Origin of the sequence: Amycolatopsis samaneae (assembly GCF_039541975.1) — a bacterium.
Taxonomy (GTDB): Bacteria; Actinomycetota; Actinomycetes; order Mycobacteriales; family Pseudonocardiaceae; genus Amycolatopsis; species Amycolatopsis samaneae.
On the sequence record NZ_BAABHG010000014.1, the window covers coordinates 1 to 20,533 of the forward strand.

Here is a 20,533-nt window from a genome sequence, read left to right on the forward strand (position 1 = left end):
CCGCTTGCCACCTCGATCCACCCATTCCCGTGAATCAGGCTGCCCTCAGCTTCACCGAACTGCTGTGACAATTCAGCGTCAGAGGCCTTTCACCTCCACTCGGATACTCACGCGCCTCATGGCGCACGTAGACGATGTGGTGCGCGGTGCATTGGGAGGCGGGTGCTTCACAGCCCGGGAACGCACATCCGCGGTCGCGGTGGATGAGGGCGCGGCGTATCGCCGGTGTTGCGAGTCGCTGCGCCCGGCCCACATCAAGGGGTTCGCTGTGGGTGCCGAGGACCATGGGGATGATTTTGGCGTCGCAGGCCAGGCGTCGGGCTTGGGCGGCGGTGATCTCGCCCGACGGGGCGAGGGTGGCCTGCCCGATCCCGGTGCGCAGTTCCTCCAGCCCCACCGTGACCACGATGTGAGTAGATTCTCCGGCTTGGGTGGGTAGGTCGGGATGTTCGGCCCACATGCGGACGAGTTCGGAGAAGGCGTGCCCGCGTCGTTCCCAGGGTGAGCGGGTGTCGCGGCCTTCGGTTTCGGTGGCGGGCCGGGGTTTCGCTAACGGATTGAGCATTGCCTGGAGGCGTGCGGAGGTTTCGTCGTCGACGTGGGCTTTGATCTGGTGTCCGCCGTCGCGGTGTGGGGTGATGGAGAACTCGGGTCGGAAGGGTTTCGGGTCCGGGTTCTTCGGCTCCGGCCCGTCCGGGTCGAGTTGGGCGAGCAGTCGGGCTCCGGCTTTGTCGATCTCCCGGGGCCCGGCCGCGCGGGCCAGCTCGGCGAGGATCTTCTCCGCCTGCTCCCGCTCGCCCGCTGGCAGTGTTGTCGGGAGTTTCCCGAGAACACTGAGGATCTTGTCGATCTGTGCCGCCCCGACCGCACCCTCCACCGCCGCGAGCGCGGTCGCGGGCGCGATCGGGGGTTGCTCGCCGGTGGTGAGATCGCGGGTGCCGTTCAACGCCACCGCCCGTGCCGCTCGCGTTTTCGCTTCGGAGAACGGAAGGTGCAGGGTTTCACACAACAATCGCGCGAGACTGCCGTATCCGGTGACTTCCCGGACTCCGCGGCGTTCCAGCTCTGCCAGGATTTCTCCTTGCCGGGCCGCCAAACGCCGCTGCTGCCGTTCGGTGCGGACGAGTTCGGACAGCAGGCAGTCGGCATCCTCGCGCCACCACTCGGTGCGCGATGCGGAGGTACCGCACTGAACTGCCATACCTCCACCCTACGCCGCCTGATCGAACACATGTGCTATCGATCGGGTGAACCTTCCAAGTCTGGATTTCGTTGCTGTATAAGGGTTTCTCAGAGCATGTCGAGTCCAGCGAGCAACTCGGCGACACCGCCGGGTCCTCGAACGATCCATCGCCTGGCTTCGCGGCCACGGCCACCACCCTCGACTGAGCCGACAGTGAATAATGGACCGGTGAGTTTCGATCTTGCGGTGCTCGCCATGAGCGCCCCGGCTGACCTCAGCTCAGCCCACCAGATGTTCGAGTCCTGTACCGCCGCGGAGCACGCCGAGGGCGAGATCGACGAGCGGATCACGCTGTTCTACGAGCAGCTACGCGCCGTTTTCCCGGACAGCGGATCTGAAGCGGCGCGGTCCGAGTCGCCGTGGATGTCGACGCCGCTGGAGGTCGGGATCGACCACGTGATCATGCGTGTGGGGTCCGGACCTGTCGGCACGACCGCCATCGAGACGGTTCTCGACCTGGCCTCCCGCAACGAGCTCGCCGTGTATGACCCACAGTCCGACGATGTCTACCTTCCCGACCGGTAGGGGCCCGGCTGGCAGACTGGGATGATGCGGATCAAACACCAGGTCGTCACCTTCGACGCGGCGGAACTCGCCGCGGAGAGCCGGTTCTGGGCAGGACTCCTCGGCGGGGAGGTGGACGAGGACGGCGACTGGCACATGGTGCTGGTGGACGGGGCGCCGCGGATCGGCGTGCAGTTCGCGCCCGACCATGTGCCACCGGAATGGCCGCGGGGCCCGGTCAGGCAGCAGGTGCACCTCGATCTCTGGGTCGAGGACTTCACCGAAGCGCAGGAGCACGTCACGGCGCTTGGGGCCACGGTGCTGAAAGCGGCCGCTGGTAACACCTCCGGGGACGACTTCCAGGTCTACACCGACCCGGCCGGTCATCCGTTCTGCCTGTGCTGGCTGGTCGCCGAACAGCGCGGGTGATCCCGGCCGGGCGCCGGAGTTGACCATCGCCGATCCGGCGGTCACGCTGAGCCACGGCAAGCGAACGGGTGCTCGGGAGTGGTGACGCGATGACCGTGACCGTCGGGGTGGTGCTGCACGCCAAGAGCGTCCCGGTGTTCGAGGAGGCCGCGCGGACGGTCACCGGGGTCACCCTCAGATGGGCGGTCTACCCGCACGACGACGACATTCCCGCGGCCGCGGCGAAGCTGCTCGACGAAGACCGGCTCGACGGGCTGCTCATGGGGCTGCTCCCCCACGACGCCTGCCGCCGGCTGCTCCCCGACGACCTCCCGGTCGCGATCGTCCGGCCGCCGGCGCTGTCCCTTTCCCTCGCCTTCGCCACCGCGCTGGCGCGGAAGCACCGTCCCGGCACAGTCAGCGTCGACACCTTCGCCGAGGACGCGGTCATCGAGGTCGGCACCGCGCTCGGGCTCCGGGCACGGCAGGTCGTGGCGCTGCCCTACCGCGCCGGGCAGCCCGCCGCCGAGATCGTCGAGCACCACCTGCGCACGGTCCGCCGCGGCGGTTTCGTGATCAGCGCGCGGGCCGAGGTCGCGCACCGGCTGCGGGGCAAGCTCCCGGTGGTGCAGAGTCTCACCGTGCCCTCGACGGTGCGCGCCGAACTGCACGATCTCGTGCTGCGCCTGCAATCGCGGCGGGCCGCCGGGTTCCGCTTCGCCGCCGGGGTCTTCCTCGTCGCCGCGCCCGAGCGCGACCTCGACCGCGCCAGGGTCGGCCTGATGAACCTGTTGCTGAACACGCCGGAGTTCGCCGACGCCTGGATCGAGAACCGGGGCAGGCGCGGGGTGATCGTGCTCGCGCACCAGGCGTTGTTCGACCGGATGACACACCAGTGGCTGACCGTTCCCGTGCTCGGCGAAGCCGAGGAGAAGCTCGGGGTGCGGGTCGCCGCCGGATTCGGTGTCGGCGGTTCGGCCCGCGCCTGCGTCATGCTCGCCGAACGCGCCGCCGCGCGGGCCGAGGCCGAACAACGCCCGTCCGGCTATCTCGTCCAGGACACCGGCGTGGTCATCGGGCCGATGGGCGCCGAAGGCAGGCCCGCCGAGTTCACCTACCGCGACCACGGTGCCCGGCTGGAGCGGCTGGCCCGGCGGGTCGGCCTCAGCGCGGCCACGTTGTCCCGCCTGGTGTCGGTGGAACGTGCCCAGCACGGCCGGACGCTCTCCCCCTCGGAACTCGCCAACGCGCTCGGCATCACCGATCCGAGCGGCCGACGGCTGTTGCGCACGCTGCTCGCGGGCGGGCTCGTGACGCCGGAGGGCAGCGCGCAGACGCACCGGAAGGGCAGGCCCGCCACGCTGTTCCGGCTCGGCATCGAACGTGCGCTGAAGCAGGAATCCCCCGTGGTGTCAACGAACCTGGATACATAAATACGGATCGGCCGCGAGCCATTGACCCGCGCCGTCCACGGCGGTCATGCTGCTTCAATCCCCAAAACGCTCCATTTCCGAACCTGGGTCGCTGGGACGGAGGCCGATGGATCGCCGCAGCTTCCTGAAGACCGCCGCCCTCGGTGCCGCCCTCCCCCTCGCCGCCTGCGGGCGCGCCGCGCACGACGGCCGGGTCCGGCTGGAGGGCTGGGACTACGAAGCACAGCTGGTCCAGCGGAACGTCGCCCGGTTCACCGAGCTGAACCCCGATGTCGGGGTGGCCTACACGCCGATCACCAGCGCGCAGTTCATCCGGAAGATCACCGCCGAGTTCCTCGGGGGCGGCGGGCCGGACGTGCTCTACATGTACGACGATTCACTGGCCGGGTCGGTGGACGCCGAATACCTTCAGCCGCTGGACGGCATCGACGGTGTGGACCGGATCTACGACGCGATCTACCCGTCCACCGCCGCGGCCATGACGTACCAGGGAAAGCGCTACGGGCTGCCCTACTACACCGACATGCAGGCCCTGGTGTACAACGCGGAAATCCTTTCCCGCGCGGGCATTTCCGCACCGCCGAAGACGCTCGACGAACTCGAGGCGCAGGCGGTGCGGATCAAACGGGCGGGCATCCTCGAGTTCCCCATCGGGGTCGCCGCCCAGCTGTCGGACACCACCGGGTTCTGGTTGTGGGCACTCGTGTACGCCAACGACACCGACCTCTTCGACGAGCGGCTGCGGCCGGTGATGAGCACGTCCGGTTCGGCGCTCACCGGCGTCTTCGAATGGCTGGAGCGCGTCAGCCGCCGGTCCGGGGTACTCGACCCCGCCTGCCTGCAACTGCTTCCGGTGCCGATGGACAACGCCGTCATGGCCGGCCGGTACGCCTACGTCATCACCTCCCGCTACGCCCTGCGGAACTACAACGACCCCGCGAAGTCCAGGACCGCCGGGAAGATCCGGCTCGCCCCGCCGCCCAGCCTCGACGGCCGCACGCGGGGCACGGTCAGCAGCACCCGGCTCTACTGCCTCGGCGCCCGCACCGAGGTCAGGGACAGGGCGGTCCGGCTGCTCAAGTACCTCGGCGGGCTCGACGCCGCCGGGCAGCCCTACACGGCCAGGTTCTGGTTCGTCCAGCGCGGTCTCGGCTTCGCCTACCGTGACCTCGCCGGCGATCCGGAGATCACCGCGGTCCTGCGGAGGTTCGCCGACCCGGAGACGTACGCGGGGCTCGCCCGGATCGCCAGGGCCCGTTCGGTCACCGCCGTGCCCTGGTACCCCGAGTTCGAGCAGGAACTACAGCGCGCCACCCAGCAGGTACTGGTCGGCGGCACCACCCCGGCCGCGGCCTCGGCGAGCCTCGACGAGGCCGCCCGCTCCCTCGCGAAGCGCTACGAGTAGGAGCCGGAATGCCGAAACTGACCGAAACGCGCCGCGCGTGCCTGCTCAACGGCCCGGCGATCGTCGTACTGGCGGCACTGGTCGCCTATCCCATCGGGTACTCCTTCTGGGTCAGCCTCCATCGGCAGAACCTCAAGCGCCCCAAGGCGACCCGGTTCATCGGCCTCGACAACTACCTCTCGCTCTGGCACGATCCGGCGTTCCTGGCGTCGTTGCGCACCACCGCGTTGTTCGTGCTGCTGGTGGTCTCGATGACCGTGGTGCTGGCGACGGTCCTCGCGCTGGTGCTCAACGAAACCTTTCTCGGCCGCGGCGTGCTGCGCAGCCTCGCCCTGCTGCCGTGGGCGATGCCGGGTGTGGTCAACGGGCTGATGTGGCGGACGATCTTCGACGCCAAGACCGGTGTCCTGAACGGACTGCTCACCCAGCTCGGCGTCGTCGACCACTACCAGGCGTGGCTGTCCTCGCCCACCGGCGCGTTCTTCCTGACCGCGTTCGCACAGGTGTGGAACACGCTGCCGTTCGCGGTGATCCTGCTGCTCGCGGGGCTCGCGACGATCCCGAAGGACCTCTACGACGCGGCGACGGTGGACAGGGCGGGCGTGGTCCAGCGGTTCCGCCAGGTGACGCTGCCGTGGTTGCTGCATCCGCTGCTGATCGTGCTGATCCTGGAGACGATGAACGCGTTCAAGGCGTTCGACACGATCTACGTGCTCACCGGGGGCGGCCCCGGTGACGCGACCGACGTCATCGCCGTGCTCAACATCCGCACCGCGCTCACCTACACCGACTTCGGCCTCGGCAGCGCGTACGCCTGGGTGATCACGCTCATCACGCTCCTGGTCTCCCTCGGCTACGTCGCCGCGCTCTACCGGAAGGGGAGTTTCGAACTGTGAGCACCGTCCCCCTGCGGTACCGGTTGCCGTGGAAGAAGATCGTCGTGTACGCGCTCGCCGCGTGCTTCGCGCTCTACCTGCTCATGCCGTTCTACTGGATCTTCGCGATGAGCTTCATGCACGAGGTCGACGCGATCGCCGTCCCTCCACAGTGGATTCCCGCGAAGCCGACGCTGGAGAACTACCTGAGCTTCCTCAAGCCGAACGCGGGCGAGGCGCTGGTCGGCGGCCGGGCCATCGAGGAGACGCCGTTCGCGCTGGGCAACAGCCTCGTCGTCGCGATCGCCACCGCCGCGCTGAACCTGCTGCTGTCGGTGCCCGCCGCGTACGCCTTCTCCCGGCTGAGGTTCCGGGGAGCCAAGCTGCTGCTGATCGGCTATCTGCTGACGCGCATGGTCCCCAGCGTGGCGATCATCATCCCCTTCTACCTGATGATGCGCTCGCTCGATCTGCTCGACACCTATGGCGCGCTGATCCTGAGCTACCTGACCTTTTCCCTGCCCGTGACGATCTGGGTCCTCAAGGACTTCTTCCGCGCGGTGCCGAGGGAACTGGAGGACGCGGCGCGGGTCGACCGCTGCGGCTGGTTCCGTACCCTGTGGACGGTCTTCCTGCCGGTGGCCGCGCCGGGGCTGGTGGCCGCCGCGGTGTTCTCGTTCATGACGGCGTGGAACGAGTTCATGTTCGCCCTGTTCATGACCTCGACGAAGGCGGCGAAGACGATGCCCGTCGTCGCGGCGAACTTCGCCACCGACATGAACACGCAGTTCACGCTGATGGCCGCGGCGGGCGTGCTGGCCGTGCTCCCGCCCCTGCTCCTGGTCCTGATCTTCCAGCGGCTGCTCGTGCAGGGCATGGCGGCCGGTTCGGTGAAGGGGTGACGCCGTGGCACATGTGAGACTGGCGGGACTGCGCAAGGCCTACGGCGACGCCGTCGCGGTGGCCGGGCTGGACCTGGACGTGGCCGACCGCGAGTTCCTCACGCTCGTCGGCCCGTCCGGCTGCGGGAAGTCGACGACGCTGCGGATGATCTGCGGGCTGGAAAGGGCCACCGCGGGCGAGGTCTTCTTCGACGACGAGCCGGTCGGTTACCTGCCGGCCAACAAGCGTGACGTCGCCATGGTGTTCCAGAGCTACGCGCTCTACCCGCACAAGACGGTGGCGCAGAACATCGGGTTCGCGCTGCGGATGATGCGCGTGCCCCGGGACGAGATCGCCCGGCGCGTCACCGAAACCGCGCGAGCGCTCGGTATCGAAAAGCTGCTCGCGCGCAAGCCGAAGGAACTCTCCGGCGGGCAGCGCCAGCGGGTGGCGCTGGGCCGGGCCATCATCCGCGACGCCGGCGCGTACCTGCTGGACGAGCCACTGTCCAATCTGGACGCCCAGTTGCGCGTCGACATGCGGGCCGAGCTGAAACGACTGCACGCCGACCTCGCCAGGACGTTCGTCTACGTCACCCACGACCAGGTCGAGGCGATGACGATGTCCGACCGGATCGCGGTGCTCCACGAGGGCGAGTTGCAGCAGTGTGCCCGGCCCGAGGAGATCTACCACCGTCCGGCGAACATGTTCGTGGCGTCCTTCATGGGCAGCCCGGCGATGAACTTCGTGCCCGGCCGGATCGTCGACGAGGACGGGCGGCGGCTGTTCCGTGGTCCCGCGTGGGAGCAGGAACTCCCGGCCGAGGCGGCGAAGGTCGCCTATCGCGACGTGGTGCTCGGTGTCCGGCCCGAGGACCTCCGGCTCGGCGGGCCGGACGGCGAGGGCCGCTGTGGGAAGGTCTTCGTCGCCGAACCGCTCGGCGCGGACGTGCTCGTCACGGTCGACGTCGGCACGCTGGTCAAGGCCCGCGTCCCCGCGCCGTTCCGCGCCTCGCCCGACGATCCGGTGTCGGTCGTGTTCCGATCGGACCGGCTCCACCTGTTCGACGCCGAAAGCGGCGTCGCGCTCTACGCACCCGCTCACACGGAAAGGTGAAGCGTTGACGTCCTCGTCAAGGAAACCGGAGACCGCCGCGATCACCGTCGGGAAACCGGCCGACTTCGCCGAGTTCTGGGCCGAAACGCTGCGTGCCGCCGAAGCCGTCGACCCGGCTCCCGAGCTGATCCACCGTCCCGGGCTGTCCACCGACCGGGTCACGGTCGGCGAGCTGAGCTACACCAGCTTCGGCGGTGTCCGGGTGACGTCCTGGTACACCGCGCCCGCCGCGCCCGCGCCGCCCGGCGGGTACCCGGTGGTGCTGCACATCCCGGGCTACATCTCCGAACCTGCGGTGATGAAGTCGTGGGCCGAGCGCGGCTACGTCGCCATCGACCTGGCGCCGCGCGGAAAACTGCGCGCGAACGCGGTGGTCGACCCCGGCTTTCCCGGCCTGCTCGTCGACCACATCACCGACCGGTTCGCCTATACCTACCGCGGGTTCTACGTCGACGTCGTCCGCGCGCTCGACGTCGTGGCCGGCCTGCCCGGCGTCGACGCGGAGCGGATCGGGGTCTGGGGATCGAGCCAGGGCGGCGGGCTCGGGATCATCTCCGCCGCGCTGCGGCCCGAGCGCGTGCGCTGCGTCGTCGCCGGGGCGCCGTACCTGTGCGGGATCATGGCCGCGACCCGCCTGACACGTTCGTACCCCTACGAGGAGATCACCGAGTACCTGCGGCTCGATCCCGGCCACGAAGCGAAGATCACCGAGACGGTGTCCTATTTCGACGGTCTCAACTTCGCGGCCGACGTCCGCGCGCCGATCCTCGTCTACCTGGGCATGGAGGACGACGTCTGCCCGCCCGAGACCGGCTTCTCGGTGTACCGCCTGCTCCCGGAGCCGAAGACACTGCTCACCTACGAACGGTGCGCCCACCACGCCGGACTGCGCTGGGCGGTGCCCGAGGTGGAGAAGTTCCTGGACGGATTCCTCGAGCCGAGCGGAGCGATCGCGTGACCTTCGACGACTACTGGGCGGCACTGGACGCGGAACTCGCCGCCGTACCCGCCCGGCCCACGCTGACACCGGTGCCCGCACGGTCCACAGAGGACTATTCGGGCTACGAGGTACGCCTGACCGGCCTCGGCGGCCACCGGCTCTTCGGCTATTTCAGCGTTCCCGCCGGTCCCGGCCCGTTCCCGGGACTGCTGGAGCTTCCCCGGCACGGGAGCGTGAACAACCCGCCGCACCACGTCGAGCGGCTGCGGTACGTCGTTTTCACGCTCATGCACCGGGGGCAGCGGCGGGCCGACGAGCCGTTCGCCGCGGCGTATCCCGGGCTGTTCGCCCTCGGCGTCACCGATCCCGCGACCTACGTGTACCGGGCCGTCGTGGCCGACTGCCTGCGCGGCGCCGAGTTCCTGCTGGGCCGCCCCGAACGGGACCGCGAGCGCGCCGGCGTGGTCGGCGACGACCTCGCCCTGCTCACCGCCGCCCGGCGGCCCGGCTTCACCGCCGTCCAGGTGACCGGGCCGTTGCTGCACAACGCGATGCGGCTGCGGCACACCACCGGTGAGTACCCGCTCGAAGAACTCAACGACCACCTCCGGCGGCACCCCGGCGACGAGGAGCGGGTCCTCGGCACGCTCGCGTACTTCGAGCCCGCCCGGCACGCGGCCGCGATCACGGCGCCCACGCTGGTCGCCCTGCCCGGCGTGCCGCCGCGACCGTGGACCGACGAGTTGCTCGGCGCACTCGGCGAACAGCTGGACACCTACCAGCGGACCGACGAGGACGCCATCGACACGCGCGCCCTCGACGCCTGGCTCGCGGGCAGGCTCGGCGTCGAGCCGAAGGCGCGGTTCGTCTCGTGAGCGAAGGTCGCGAACGAACCATGGATATCATGCGCCACAAAGGATTCGACACTGTATCGCGGAGCGAGGCGATCGCATGAGGGCCGAGCGGTACCGGCGGCTGGGCCTGCGCCCGGTGATCAACGCGGCCGCCACGCTGACCCGGCTCGGCGGATCCCGGCTCGCTCCCCCGGCGGTGGTCGCGATGGCCGAGGCGGCGGGTGAATTCGTCGACATGCCGGAACTCCAGCGGCGTGTCGGCGCCCGGCTGGCCGAGCTGACCGGGAACACCGCCGGGTACGTCACCTCCGGCGCCGCCGCCGGGATCACCCTGGCCGTGGCGTCCTGCGTCACCGGCCCCGAACCGTCCACTGTGGAATCATTCCCGGCGCGGGCCGGGGTCGCGATGTTCCGTGGCCACCGCAACCCGTACGACTACAACGCGCGGCTGCTCGGGACCGGGATCGCCGAGTTCGGCGCCGATCCCGCCTCGATGGCCGAGGCGATCGGCCCCGGCACGGCGTGCGTGCTCTGGTTCGCGGGCGCGCACTACGCCGACGGCGCGCCCGCACTGTCCGAGGTGATCGGAATCGCGAAGGAGCGCGGGGTGCCCGTGCTGGTCGACGCCGCCGCCCAGGTCCCACCGGTTTCCTCGCTCTGGGACTTCACCGTCGGGCTCGGCGCCGACGCCGTACTGGTCAGCGGCGGTAAGGGGCTGCGCGGTCCGCAGTCGAGCGGGCTGGTGCTCGGGAGCACCGCCGTGGTCGAGGGCTGCCGGGCGCACGCGTCGCCGGGACACGGCGTCGGCCGGGGCATGAAGGTCGGGAAGGAGGAACTGCTCGGGCTGCTGGCCGCGGTCGAGTGGTCACTGGCGCTGGACGAGCCCGCGTTGCTGGCGGAGTACGAGAAATCGGTGACGCGCTGGGTGGAGGGCCTCGGCGGCCTGCCGGGGGTACGGGTCGAACGCGGCTATCCGAGCGAGGCCGGGCAGCCGCACGGGCGCGCGCTCGTCCGCGTCGGCGCCACCACCGGCTGGACCACGGATACGCTGGTGAAGGCGTTGTGGGACAACGATCCCCGGATCGCGGTGAACGTGGTCGGCGACGCGATCGCGCTCAACCCGCAGACCCTCGAACCCGGTGAGGACGTCCTGGTGCTCTACGCGCTGCGCTCCCTGCTGGGCGCGCGCTGAAGTGGCCGGCGGTTTCGGCGCTTACCGCTTCAGCGCCCGATAACGCTTCAGCAGTGCGGTGATCTTCGCAGGGTCCGCCGCCCCATTCAGTTCGTCGAGGAGGTCATCCGGGCACAGCTCGTAGTGGTCACCCCACCACCTGCGGGACCTGTTGTCCCAGATCCGGTAACCGCCCGGCACTCCGCGTGCCACGTAACGGCGCTTGGCCACGACGACGCCCCCCTCGACGACAACCTTACCTCCCAGGCCTGCTGACGCGACTCCGGCCACTGGAGGTCGACCGGGTGCGCACTGAAATGGATCGTGCCAAACGTTCACGGCCGAGGACGTAACACTTTTTGGGCTGGAGCCGACTCACCGGCGAAAAACCGGAGAGGCTACCCCTGGCACCACCCCAGAGAGGAACCCATGCCGACCTTCTACGAGTACCACGTCACCGTCAGGCGGGCTGACAACTCCTCCGAGACGCAGGTCCTGGACATTCACGAAGATCACCATCACGCGCACGGGTTCAACGAAAGCGGAAATCTGCGAAACCAGAGCTACCTTTCGTCGATAATCGCCAACTATCTGCAGATCGCCAAAACCGCGATCGAGGGAATCGCGCATTACGGGGTCACCAAGAAACGATAGCTTCGTCGATACCGAAATTCTCGAACACGGTTCGCGTTCGGTCACCGGCGGCGAAGCGGAGATCGCGATGAACCCCGCGGGCCCGGGAGCCGTGTTCCGGGTCGAGGGCCTCCCGCGGCCCTCGGGGGTCGCTCGAAGGGACCGCCCGGGCCCGCCTCCATGCCCGCGCCGGTCCGGCCCCCAGGACCGGCCACCCGTGGCCCCGGCCGGTCCGGCGGGCCCGCCCGGAGTCGGTGCGGACGGGCCCGCTCCCGCCCACCGGAACCCCGTCACCTGAACAGCGGTCGCCCGGCCCGCGCACCCCGGCGCACTGTTTGACCATGCGACGGCTACTGGGGTTGACCGCGGCGGTGGTACTCACCTTCGGCACGCTCACGGCGGCGAGCGACGCGCACCCGGCGCCGACGCCGGACGGCTGGGTGGGTACCTGGTCCGCGGCGCCCGCGGCGGGTGTGCCCGGCACGCCGGACGGTTACCCGGACTACTCCATTCGCAACGTGGTCCACACCAGTGTCGGCGGGTCCGGGGCGCGGGTGCGGCTGTCGAACCTCTTCGGCACCGCGCCGCTGACCCTCGGGCACGTGACCATCGCCCTCGCGTCCACTTCGGACAGTCCGCGTGCGGCACCGGGGTCGGTGCGGACGCTGACCTTCGGCGGCGCGCCGACAGTGGTCGTCCCGGCCGGCGCCGACGTGCTCAGCGACCCGGCGCCGCTGCGGGTCCCCGCCGACGCGGACCTGCTCGTCACCACGTTCGTGCCGGAGAAGTCCGGGCCGGTGACCTATCACCCGCTCGCGCAGCAGACTTCGTTCTTCACCAGGGCCGGCGACCGCACCACCGAAGAGTCCGGCGCTTCGTTCACCGAACGCACCACGGTGTGGCACTACGTCACCGGCGTGGAGGTGCGTGGCGGCGGACTCGGCTCCGTCGTGACACTCGGTGACTCGATCACCGACGGCGCGGGCTCACGGACCGGGGCGAACCACCGCTGGCCGGACTACCTCGGCGACCGGCTGCGCGCGGCGAACCGCCCGCTCGGGGTGCTGAACGCGGGCATCAGCGCGAACCGGCTGCTGCTCGACGTGCCCGGTTCCGGCGCGGGCCGCAACGCGCTGGCCCGCTTCGACCACGACGTGCTCGGGCTCGGCGGCGTCCGGACGCTGATCGTGCTCGAAGGCATCAACGACATCCAGCAGGACCCGCACCAGACCGACCCGGCCCGGATCATCTCCGCCTACCGCCAGCTCATCACCCAGGCGAAGGCCCACGGGATCCGCGTCCTCGGAGCCACCCTGACACCGTTCAAGGGCTGGCGCGTCTACGACGAGACCCTGGAGCGGACCCGGCAGGCGGTGAACGCCTTCGTCCGCACCGGCGGGGCGTTCGACGGCGTCGTCGACTTCGACGCCGCGGTCCGCGATCCGGCCGACCCGCTGCGGATGCTGCCCGCCTACGACTCCGGCGACCACCTGCACCCCGGCGACGCCGGGTACCGGGCGATGGCGGCCGCCGTCGACCTCAGGCGGTTGTAGCCGGCCGGCGCGGCAGGGCGAGCACCGCCACCAGGCTGATCAGCCCCACCGCGACCATGTACAGCGACACCGACAACGAGGTCTTGGTGGCGTCCTGCAGGGCGGTGGCGATCAGCGGCGCGAACCCGCCGCCGAGCACCGCGCCGACCGCGTAGGAGAACGACGCGCCACTGTAGCGGTAGCGGGGTTCGAACAGCTCCGCGTACAACGCCGCCTGCGGCCCGTAGGTGAGGCCGAGGCCGAGGTTCAGCACCACGACCGCGACGATGAGCAGCCACGCCGCGCGGGTGTCCACGAGCAGGAAGAACGGGATCGACCACACCACCAGCAGCACCGAACCCAGCAGGTACACCGGGCGGCGCCCCACCCGGTCGGACCAGATCGCCGAGCCGACGATGCTCACCAGCCAGGTCACGCTGCCGACGATCACCACCACGAGCATCGTGGTACGGCTGACCTTCAGCACCGAGGTGCCGTAGGACAGCAGATAGGCGAGGAATACATACCCGATCGCGGTGTTGGCGACGAAGCTGCCCGAGGCGATCAGCAGTTCCTTGGGGCGCTCGCGCAGGACGTCGAGCATCGGCTTGGCGCTGCGGGAGCGGTCGTCCCGCAGCGCGGCGAACACCGGGGACTCCTCGATCCGCAGCCGGATCACCAGCCCGGCCGCGACCAGCACGATGCTGAACAGGAACGGCAGCCGCCAGCCCCAGCTTTCGAACTGGGCCTTGGTCAGCAGCCCGTCGAGCACGAAGAACACCAGCTGCGCCAGGATGAGCCCGGCGGGGACGCCGATCTGGGCGAACGAGCCGTACCGCCCGCGACGTCCCTCCGGCGCGTGTTCCACCGCCATCAGCGCGGCGCCGCCCCATTCACCGCCCGCGGACAGCCCCTGCAGCAACCGCAGGAGCAGCAGCAGGATCGGGGCCGCCACGCCGATCTTGTCGTAGGTGGGCAGCAGGCCGACGCCGACGGTCGCGACGCCCATCAGCACCAATGACGCCACCAGCATCGCCTTGCGGCCGATCCGGTCCCCGAAGTGGCCCCACACGATGCCGCCGACCGGGCGCGCGAGGAACCCGACGCCGAGAGTCGCGAAGGCGGCGAGGGTGCCGGACGCGGGTGAGAGCGGGCTGAAGAACTGACGGCCGAACACGAGCGCGGCCGCGGTGCTGTAGATGAAGTAGTCGTACCACTCGATGGTCGTGCCGATGGCGCTCGCCACCGCCACCCGCCGCAGTTGCCCGGGTTCCGTCCGCAGTTCCACCACCGTGCCACCCCCAGCGTCCCGCCGATCACCTCGTCGGCCGTGCGACATGATGACACGGCGGATCGCCCCGGTCGACCCGATCGGGTGAGTGGCGGACGGTTACCGACGAACGTCGGGTCCCGCGCCGGCCAGGTCGTCGGCCAGCAGGTCCATCAGCAGCGCGTCGTGCCAGGTGCCGTCGCTGCCCCGTTCGTAGTCGCGCATCGTGCCGACCGCGCGGAAGCCCAGCGACCGGTACAGCCGGATCGCCTGCTCGTTCTCCGCGTCGGGGTCGATCACCAGCCGGTGGTGGCCGCGTTCGGTGAACAGGTGCCGCGCGAGCGCCCGGATCGCGTCGGCGCCGAGGCCGCGGTGCTGCCAGTCCGGGTCCAGCGCGATGTCGATCCCGGCGTGCCGGTACCGCGGATCGGTCTTCTCGAACGCGAGCACGACCCCGACCGTGGCGTCCTCGTGCTCGATCGCGAACGTGCTCGTGTCCTCCTCCGGATCGATCAGGTACTTCACCTGCTCGGCGACCGGCTCCTCGGCGTCGGCCCACCAGCGGGCGACCTCGGGACGCGACAGGATCTCCTCGAACCGGACAGCGTCCGCGGCGCCGGCGGGCCGGAGGCGGACGCGGTCACCGATGATCTGGCCAGCGGTCATCGGACCAGTTTCAACCCCCGCCCGCCCGCTGTCGAGCCGAAGCGGCGGCGAGGGCCGGGTCACGGAGTCCTTTGTAGACCTCCGGGACCGGGTCTCCCACAGCGAAAACACAGCAAGACACAGGGAACCTACAGGCCGATTCCGGCGTTCTGCGGCGGCCTCCCGGCGTTACCCGGACATGAGCAGACGGATCCGCTGGACACTGGCCGGGGCTGGCATCTCGGGGCTGGTCCTCACCTCGGGCCTGTTCGTCACCGCGGGCGCGCACCCGCTCGCGGACCCGCCACCACCCACGCCCTCCCCGGTCGCGTCGACCTCCCCGGCGCCGCACACCACGTCGGCGTCCAGCACCCCCGCCACCACCACACCGGCCGCTCCCCCGCCCGGCCCGGACGAGATGGCGGCCGCGATCACGGACGCGGTGAAGGCCGCCTCGCCCGGCGCCCAGGCCGGGTTCGTGATCCGTGACCGCGACACCGGCCGGACGCTGGCCGCCTCGGGCGCCGACCAGGCGTACTACACCGCTTCGGTGGTGAAGCTGCTCATCGCCCTCGACGTGGTGCACACCGGCGGCTGGCACGTCCCGGACGCCGCCACCGCCGCGGACCTGACCAGCATGCTCGCCGGGAGCGACGACGCCGTCGCTTCGCAGCTGTGGGAGGACGACGGCGGCAGCGACATCGTCACGCGGATGGCGGAGCTGATCGGGCTCACCGCCACCACCCCGGCCGAGGACCCCGGGCAGTGGGGCATGGCCCGGATGAGCCCCGACGACGTCGTCCGTGTCTACGACTACCTCGAAGACAGCGTCCCGCGCGACGTCGCCCAGCCGGTGCTGACCGCGCTGGCCGGTGCCCGCGCGACCGCCGACGACGGATACCCGCAGTACTTCGGGATCCCGGACGGGCTGCCCGGATCTAGCTGGCTGGTCAAGCAGGGCTGGATGATCCTGGACTCCTCGCTCGTGCTCAACACGACCGGGATCGTCGACGGGCGCTACGTCGTGGCCCTGCTGACCGAGCAGCCCGCGGGCACCGCCGACGCGACCGCCCGCGCCGCCGTGACGGCCGGGATCGCGGCCGCGGCCCCGGTGTTCACCGTGGCGGGCTAGTTCGCGGTCACCTCCCGCGCGCGCTCGATGTCCGGGCCGCGGTAAAGCCGCTCGGGGATCGTCGCGAGCGCCGAAGGCCGCAGCCGGGGCCCGAGCCCGTACAGCTCCTGGAAGCTCATGATCAGCGGCCGCCAGGCGTCCGGGTCGACACGGTCGGCCGTGCCCGCCATCCGGACGTCCTCGTGCACGCCGACCCGCTGGACCCGGACCTCGATCGCGACGATCCCGCCCCGCTGCGCCTCGTCGTCCTCGGCGATCGGGTGCACGCCTTCGACGACGGTCTCCATCACCACCGGACATTCCGCGACGCGCGGCGCCGCGACCGTCTCGGCCGGGACCGGGGTCAGCCCTGCCCTGCCGAACTTGTCCGCGACGTGGCGGTAGCCGCGCTCCACCTTGCGCGGGGGCACCGGATCGGAGCCGGTGGTCAGCGCGAGCCGGTCCACGGCGCCCGCCAGCGCGTCCGAGGGCAGGTTCAGCACGCATTCGCCGGTACGCAGCAGGTTCCGGGTCGTCTGCGAACCGGCGCCGAGGCCGAGCATCGCGCGCCAGCCGAGCCAGAACACCGAGGACATCGGGGCCAGGTTCGCGGAGCCGTCCTCGTTGCGGGTCGAGATCAGCACGACCGGCGTGCCGAAGTAGAGGATGCCGGGTTCGATCGGGGTGTGCGGAGCGGAATTGACGTTCACCCCGGCAAGTCTGCTGTCCGGTGCCGCCGTCGGCTGGCAGCAATCGGACGTCACGATCACCGGGGCTATGCGCCCCAATGTGGCGTTCGCTGCTCCGCTCCTTGCCCCCACCACCACCCTCAACGGAGACGCTCCGCGTCCAGCCCCGATTCCACGCACCGAACGCCACATTCGCTGCGTCCAACGCACCCAATGCCACATTGGGGCGTTCGGGCTAGGCGATCCCGGCCTGGCGCAGGGCTCGCGCGGTGAGGACGCGAGCGAGGTGACGCCGGTACTCGGCGCTCGCGTGCGCCTCGTCCGGGGGCGAGGTGCCCTCGGCGGCGAGGGCGGCGGCGTCGGCCGCCGTGGCACCGGCCGCCAGCGCCTCCTCGGTCGCGTGCGCGCGGATCGGCGTCCCGGCCATGTTGACCAGCGCGACCGCCTTCCCCGCCACCGCGACCCCGACGATGGCCCAGTCGATCGCGCGGCGGGTGAACTTCTCGAAGCCCCAGCCGATCCCGGTCTGGCGCGGCAGCCGGATCTCGGTCAGCAGTTCGTCCGGCTCCAGCGGCGTGGTGAACGGGCCGACGAAGAACTCCGCGGCCGGGATCCGCCGCTCCCCCGAGGGCCCGCGTGCCACCAGCACGCCGTCGGCGGCCAGCACCGCCGCGGGCAGGTCCGCCGCGGAGTCGGCGTGCGCGAGTGATCCGCCGAGCGTCCCGCGGTGCCGGACCTGCTGGTCCCCGACCGAGCCCGCCACGTGCGCCAGCAGCGGCGCGTGCTCGGCGAGCACCGGGTCGTGGTGCAGGTCGTGATACCGCGTCAGCGCCCCGATCGCGAGCTCGTCGCCCTCGAGCCGCACGTACCGCAGCTCGTCCAGCGGCGCGATGTCGACCACGATCTCGGGCGCGGCGAACCGGAGTTTCATCAGCGGCAGCAGGGAATGCCCGCCCGCGAGGACCTTCGCCTCCTCGCCGTGCTCGGACAGCAGTGCCAGCGCTTCGTCCACAGTGGACGCGCGGTGGTAGGCGAACGCGGCGGGGATCACCGGTCCACCTCCTGCCCGGACGCCTCGATCACCGCGTTGACGATGTTGTGATATCCGGTGCAGCGGCAGAGGTTGCCTTCGAGGCCCGTGCGGACCTCGTCCCGCGTCGGCTTCGGATTGTGCTCCAGCAGCGACACCGACGCCATGATCATCCCCGGTGTGCAGAACCCGCACTGGAGCCCGTGCTGCTCGCGGAACGCCCGCTGCACCGGGTGCAGCTCGCCGCCCGGGTCGGCCAGGCCCTCGACCGTGGTGACCGCGTGCCCGTCGGCCTGCGCGGCGAGCACCGTGCAGGACTTCACCGACTCGCCGTCGAGCAGCACCGTGCACGCGCCGCAGGAGGTCGTGTCGCAGCCGATGTTGGTGCCGGTGAGGCCCGCCGTGTCGCGCAGGAAGTGCACGAGCAGCGTGCGGTCCTCCACCTCCTCGGCCACCTCGCGGCCGTTGACCTCGATGCCGACCTTCACTTCTTCTCCGCCTTCCTCGCCTCGTCCAAGGCCGCCCAGACCCGCATCGGGGTCGCGGGCATGTCCAGGTGCCGGATCCCGAACGGCGCCAGCGCGTCCACGACGGCGTTGTGCACCGCGGGTGTCGAGCCGATGGTCGCCGCCTCGCCGATTCCCTTGACCCCCAGCAGGTTCCGGGTGGTGGGGGTCGCCATGTCCACCAGCTCGAAGTCCGGCAGCTCGGTCGCGGTGATGAACGAGTAGTCGGCCAGTGTCGCCGTCGTCGGGTTGCCGTCGTCGTCGTAGTTCATGATCTCCAGCAACGCCTGCGCGGCGCCCTGGCCCAGCCCGCCGTGCCGCTGTCCCTGGAAGGTCAGCGGGTTCACCACCGGGCCCGCGTCGTCGGCCGCGATGATCCGCCGCAGCACGACCTTCCCGGTCTCGGTGTCCACCTCGACCACCGCGAGGTGCGCGCCGAACGGGAACGTCGGCTTGCCGTCGGCGAACCAGACGTCGGCCGACAGCCCGGTGTCCCCCGCCGCCTCGGCGAGCCGCGCCCAGCTGAGCACCGTGCTCGACGGGGCGCCGCGGACCTGCCACACCCCGCGCTCGGCGTCGAGTTCGATGTCGTCCGCGCCCGCCTCCAGCAGTTCGGCGGCGAGTTCCCTGGCGTGCGCGATCACCTCGTCGGCCGCCTGCCGGATCGCCGAACCGCCCAGCTGCAGCGAACGCGAGCCGAACGTCCCGACGGCCTTGGGCACCTCGTCGGTGTCACCGTGCTTCACGGTGATCTTCTCGATCGGCACTCCGAGCCGGTCTGACAGCAGCATCGCCAGCGACGTCGCCAGTCCCTGGCCGTGCGGCGAACTCCCGGTGTAGGCGGTCACCGAACCGTCGCGCTCGATCTCGACGCGGCCGCTCTCGCCGCCCGCGTCCCCGCCGGTGATTTCGACGTACGCGGCGATCCCGAGCCCCAGCGCGACGACGTCGCCCTCGGCCCGCCGCCGTTCCTGCTCGGCGCGCAGCTCCGCGTAACCGCCCGCTTCGAGGACGCCGTCGAGTGCCTTGGCGTACTCGCCGGTGTCGTAGGAGGCGCCGGTCGCCGTGGTGTACGGGAACTCCTCCGGCCGGATGAAGTTGATCCGCCGCACCTCGGCCGGGTCCATCCCGATCTCCGCGGCGAACAGGTCCATCGCGCGCTCGACGGCCGCCGTCGCCTCGGGGCGCCCCGCCCCGCGATAGGCCGCGATGGGCGTGGTCGTGGTGACCACCGCGCGGCTGGCCGTCTCCACCTTCGGGAACCGGTAGACGCCCGGCGCCATCATCTCCGTCAGCGTCGGCAGGAACAGCGCGCGCGGGTAGGCGCCCGCGTCCTGGACGACGTCGAGCCGGTACGCGAGCACCGTGCCGTCCCGCTTCCCGCCGATGGTGACGGTGTTCCGCTGCGCGCGGCCGTGCGTCATCGCGGTGAGGTTCTCGCTGCGCGACTCCGTCCACCGGACCGGGCGCCCGGCCCGGCGCGCCGCCCAGCCGAGGACGACCGCCTCGGGGTCGGCGCCGATCTTCGCGCCGAACCCGCCGCCGACGTCCGGCGCGATCACCCGGACCGACTCCTCGCCGACACCGAGGCCCGCCGCGATTTGTGACCGCCCGATCTGCGCGTTCTGCGTGGACAGCCAGACCGTCAGCCTGCCGTCCTCGCCCCAGGCGCAGGACGCGCCGCGCACCTCCAGCGGCGCGGCCGCGACCCGCTGGTTGAGCACGGTCTCGGTGACCACGACCTCGCAGTCCTCGAACGTCTTCTCGTCGAAGGGACCGCCGTGGGTCTGCACGACGTTCCCGTCGAGTTCCGGGAAAAGCACCGTCTCCCCGGACAACGCCGCGTCGATGCCCGCCACCGCGTCCAGCGGGTCGTAGTCGATGTCCACCAGCTCGGCGGCGTCCGCCAGCTGGTACCGCTGCTCGGTCAGCACGAGCGCGACCGGCTCACCGACGTACCGGACGACGTCCGAGGCGAGCCACGGCTCCCCCACCGGATTCGCGGCGCGCGGCGCGAGGTCGAGGTCCGCGGCGGTGTACACCGCGACCACACCCGGCGCGTCCAGCGCCGCCGACACGTCGATGCCCTCGATCCGCGCGTGCGCGATCGGGCTGCGCACGAACACCGCGTGCACGGCTCCGGAAAGCGCTTCCTCCCGCAGATCGTCCACGTAGGCGCCGCCCGTGGTGATCAGCTTCCGGTCCTCGACGCGGACCACCCTGGTGCCGACAATGCTCATCTGGCCTCCCGCTCACGGCTGTCCCCGCCGATCATGCCCTGTCCGG

At 70.8% G+C, this 20,533-nt stretch carries 21 protein-coding genes; 13 read left to right on the plus strand and 8 right to left on the minus strand.

The window, feature by feature from the left end; genetic code table 11:
• Positions 1-34 precede the first annotated feature (34 nt).
• On the minus strand, positions 35-1,201 hold the full coding sequence (locus ABD987_RS31875) for an HNH endonuclease signature motif containing protein (RefSeq protein ID WP_345402487.1): 1,167 nt from the start codon (positions 1,199-1,201) through the stop codon (positions 35-37).
• A gap of 210 nt (positions 1,202-1,411) precedes the next feature.
• Here ABD987_RS31875 and ABD987_RS31880 point away from each other — a divergent pair, with 210 nt between their 5' ends.
• The 10 genes from ABD987_RS31880 to ABD987_RS31925 all read left to right on the plus strand — a co-directional run bounded on the left by ABD987_RS31880 (position 1,412) and on the right by ABD987_RS31925 (position 10,852).
• On the plus strand, positions 1,412-1,768 hold the full coding sequence (locus ABD987_RS31880) for a hypothetical protein (RefSeq protein WP_345402490.1): 357 nt from the start codon (positions 1,412-1,414) through the stop codon (positions 1,766-1,768).
• A 24-nt stretch (positions 1,769-1,792) separates the two neighbouring features.
• Positions 1,793-2,176 carry a VOC family protein gene (locus ABD987_RS31885; protein ID WP_345402492.1) on the plus strand — a complete coding sequence of 128 codons (384 nt, stop codon included), beginning with the start codon at positions 1,793-1,795 and terminating at the stop codon, positions 2,174-2,176.
• An 89-nt stretch (positions 2,177-2,265) separates the two neighbouring features.
• The gene (locus ABD987_RS31890) at positions 2,266-3,588 is read left to right on the plus strand and encodes a helix-turn-helix domain-containing protein (protein WP_345402495.1); all 1,323 of its coding nucleotides are present in this window, start codon (positions 2,266-2,268) and stop codon (positions 3,586-3,588) included.
• Positions 3,589-3,694: 106 nt separating this feature from the next.
• On the plus strand, positions 3,695-4,993 hold the full coding sequence (locus ABD987_RS31895) for an extracellular solute-binding protein (RefSeq protein ID WP_345402498.1): 1,299 nt from the start codon (positions 3,695-3,697) through the stop codon (positions 4,991-4,993).
• Between the two features lie 8 nt (positions 4,994-5,001).
• Complete coding sequence (locus ABD987_RS31900) at positions 5,002-5,889, plus strand: carbohydrate ABC transporter permease (protein WP_345402501.1); 888 nt, start codon at positions 5,002-5,004, stop codon at positions 5,887-5,889.
• Complete coding sequence (locus ABD987_RS31905; protein WP_345402504.1) at positions 5,886-6,770, plus strand: carbohydrate ABC transporter permease; 885 nt, start codon at positions 5,886-5,888, stop codon at positions 6,768-6,770. Before ABD987_RS31900 ends, ABD987_RS31905 begins: the two co-directional genes overlap by 4 nt.
• A gap of 4 nt (positions 6,771-6,774) precedes the next feature.
• Positions 6,775-7,866 carry an ABC transporter ATP-binding protein gene (locus tag ABD987_RS31910; RefSeq protein WP_345402506.1) on the plus strand — a complete coding sequence of 364 codons (1,092 nt, stop codon included), beginning with the start codon at positions 6,775-6,777 and terminating at the stop codon, positions 7,864-7,866.
• A 4-nt stretch (positions 7,867-7,870) separates the two neighbouring features.
• The gene (locus ABD987_RS31915) at positions 7,871-8,824 is read left to right on the plus strand and encodes an acetylxylan esterase (RefSeq protein ID WP_345402509.1); all 954 of its coding nucleotides are present in this window, start codon (positions 7,871-7,873) and stop codon (positions 8,822-8,824) included.
• Positions 8,821-9,681, plus strand: a complete 861-nt coding sequence (locus ABD987_RS31920) for an acetylxylan esterase (protein WP_345402512.1) — start codon at positions 8,821-8,823, stop codon at positions 9,679-9,681. The genes ABD987_RS31915 and ABD987_RS31920 overlap by 4 nt, the downstream gene beginning before the upstream one ends.
• Positions 9,682-9,757: 76 nt before the next feature.
• Positions 9,758-10,852 carry an aminotransferase class V-fold PLP-dependent enzyme gene (locus ABD987_RS31925; protein ID WP_345402515.1) on the plus strand — a complete coding sequence of 365 codons (1,095 nt, stop codon included), beginning with the start codon at positions 9,758-9,760 and terminating at the stop codon, positions 10,850-10,852.
• Between the two features lie 21 nt (positions 10,853-10,873).
• Here the strand turns inward: ABD987_RS31925 and ABD987_RS31930 are convergent, their stop codons facing one another.
• The gene (locus tag ABD987_RS31930) at positions 10,874-11,062 is read right to left on the minus strand and encodes a hypothetical protein (protein ID WP_345402518.1); all 189 of its coding nucleotides are present in this window, start codon (positions 11,060-11,062) and stop codon (positions 10,874-10,876) included.
• A 198-nt stretch (positions 11,063-11,260) separates the two neighbouring features.
• Between ABD987_RS31930 and ABD987_RS31935 the strand changes: the two genes are divergently transcribed.
• Both ABD987_RS31935 and ABD987_RS31940 read left to right on the plus strand, forming a co-directional pair.
• Positions 11,261-11,485 (plus strand): hypothetical protein, encoded by a 225-nt coding sequence (locus ABD987_RS31935; protein WP_345402521.1) that lies wholly within the window; start codon positions 11,261-11,263, stop codon positions 11,483-11,485.
• Positions 11,486-11,805: 320 nt separating this feature from the next.
• Positions 11,806-13,017 carry an SGNH/GDSL hydrolase family protein gene (locus ABD987_RS31940; protein WP_345402524.1) on the plus strand — a complete coding sequence of 404 codons (1,212 nt, stop codon included), beginning with the start codon at positions 11,806-11,808 and terminating at the stop codon, positions 13,015-13,017.
• Here ABD987_RS31940 and ABD987_RS31945 read toward each other — a convergent pair.
• Both ABD987_RS31945 and ABD987_RS31950 read right to left on the minus strand, forming a co-directional pair.
• Complete coding sequence (locus ABD987_RS31945) at positions 13,004-14,287, minus strand: MFS transporter (RefSeq protein ID WP_345402527.1); 1,284 nt, start codon at positions 14,285-14,287, stop codon at positions 13,004-13,006. The two genes, ABD987_RS31940 and ABD987_RS31945, sit on opposite strands and share 14 nt — an antisense overlap.
• 99 nt (positions 14,288-14,386) lie before the next feature.
• Positions 14,387-14,932: a GNAT family N-acetyltransferase gene (locus ABD987_RS31950; RefSeq protein ID WP_345402530.1), complete on the minus strand. Its 546-nt coding sequence runs from the start codon at positions 14,930-14,932 to the stop codon at positions 14,387-14,389.
• A 178-nt stretch (positions 14,933-15,110) separates the two neighbouring features.
• Here ABD987_RS31950 and ABD987_RS31955 point away from each other — a divergent pair, with 178 nt between their 5' ends.
• Positions 15,111-16,043, plus strand: a complete 933-nt coding sequence (locus ABD987_RS31955; protein ID WP_345402533.1) for a serine hydrolase — start codon at positions 15,111-15,113, stop codon at positions 16,041-16,043.
• Here the strand turns inward: ABD987_RS31955 and ABD987_RS31960 are convergent.
• From ABD987_RS31960 to ABD987_RS31975, 4 genes are all read right to left on the minus strand, one after another.
• Positions 16,040-16,732 (minus strand): flavin reductase family protein, encoded by a 693-nt coding sequence (locus tag ABD987_RS31960; protein ID WP_345402536.1) that lies wholly within the window; start codon positions 16,730-16,732, stop codon positions 16,040-16,042. The genes ABD987_RS31955 and ABD987_RS31960 overlap by 4 nt on opposite strands.
• A gap of 214 nt (positions 16,733-16,946) precedes the next feature.
• Complete coding sequence (locus ABD987_RS31965; RefSeq protein WP_345402539.1) at positions 16,947-17,762, minus strand: FAD binding domain-containing protein; 816 nt, start codon at positions 17,760-17,762, stop codon at positions 16,947-16,949.
• Positions 17,759-18,229, minus strand: coding sequence for a (2Fe-2S)-binding protein (locus tag ABD987_RS31970; RefSeq protein WP_345402542.1), 471 nt, complete (start codon positions 18,227-18,229; stop codon positions 17,759-17,761). The genes ABD987_RS31965 and ABD987_RS31970 overlap by 4 nt, the downstream gene beginning before the upstream one ends.
• Complete coding sequence (locus ABD987_RS31975) at positions 18,226-20,487, minus strand: xanthine dehydrogenase family protein molybdopterin-binding subunit (RefSeq protein ID WP_345402545.1); 2,262 nt, start codon at positions 20,485-20,487, stop codon at positions 18,226-18,228. The genes ABD987_RS31970 and ABD987_RS31975 overlap by 4 nt, the downstream gene beginning before the upstream one ends.
• Between the last annotated feature and the right edge of the window lie 46 nt (positions 20,488-20,533).

Coding starts and splice junctions, on each gene's coding strand:
- ABD987_RS31875 (WP_345402487.1), bottom strand. CDS start 1,201: ATGGCAGTTCAGTGCGGTACCTCCGCATCGCGCACCGAGTGGTGGCGC.
- ABD987_RS31885 (WP_345402492.1), top strand. CDS start 1,793: ATGCGGATCAAACACCAGGTCGTCACCTTCGACGCGGCGGAACTCGCC.
- ABD987_RS31890 (WP_345402495.1), top strand. CDS start 2,266: ATGACCGTGACCGTCGGGGTGGTGCTGCACGCCAAGAGCGTCCCGGTG.
- ABD987_RS31895 (WP_345402498.1), top strand. CDS start 3,695: ATGGATCGCCGCAGCTTCCTGAAGACCGCCGCCCTCGGTGCCGCCCTC.
- ABD987_RS31900 (WP_345402501.1), top strand. CDS start 5,002: ATGCCGAAACTGACCGAAACGCGCCGCGCGTGCCTGCTCAACGGCCCG.
- ABD987_RS31925 (WP_345402515.1), top strand. CDS start 9,758: ATGAGGGCCGAGCGGTACCGGCGGCTGGGCCTGCGCCCGGTGATCAAC.
- ABD987_RS31935 (WP_345402521.1), top strand. CDS start 11,261: ATGCCGACCTTCTACGAGTACCACGTCACCGTCAGGCGGGCTGACAAC.
- ABD987_RS31940 (WP_345402524.1), top strand. CDS start 11,806: ATGCGACGGCTACTGGGGTTGACCGCGGCGGTGGTACTCACCTTCGGC.
- ABD987_RS31950 (WP_345402530.1), bottom strand. CDS start 14,932: ATGACCGCTGGCCAGATCATCGGTGACCGCGTCCGCCTCCGGCCCGCC.
- ABD987_RS31955 (WP_345402533.1), top strand. CDS start 15,111: ATGAGCAGACGGATCCGCTGGACACTGGCCGGGGCTGGCATCTCGGGG.
- ABD987_RS31975 (WP_345402545.1), bottom strand. CDS start 20,487: ATGAGCATTGTCGGCACCAGGGTGGTCCGCGTCGAGGACCGGAAGCTG.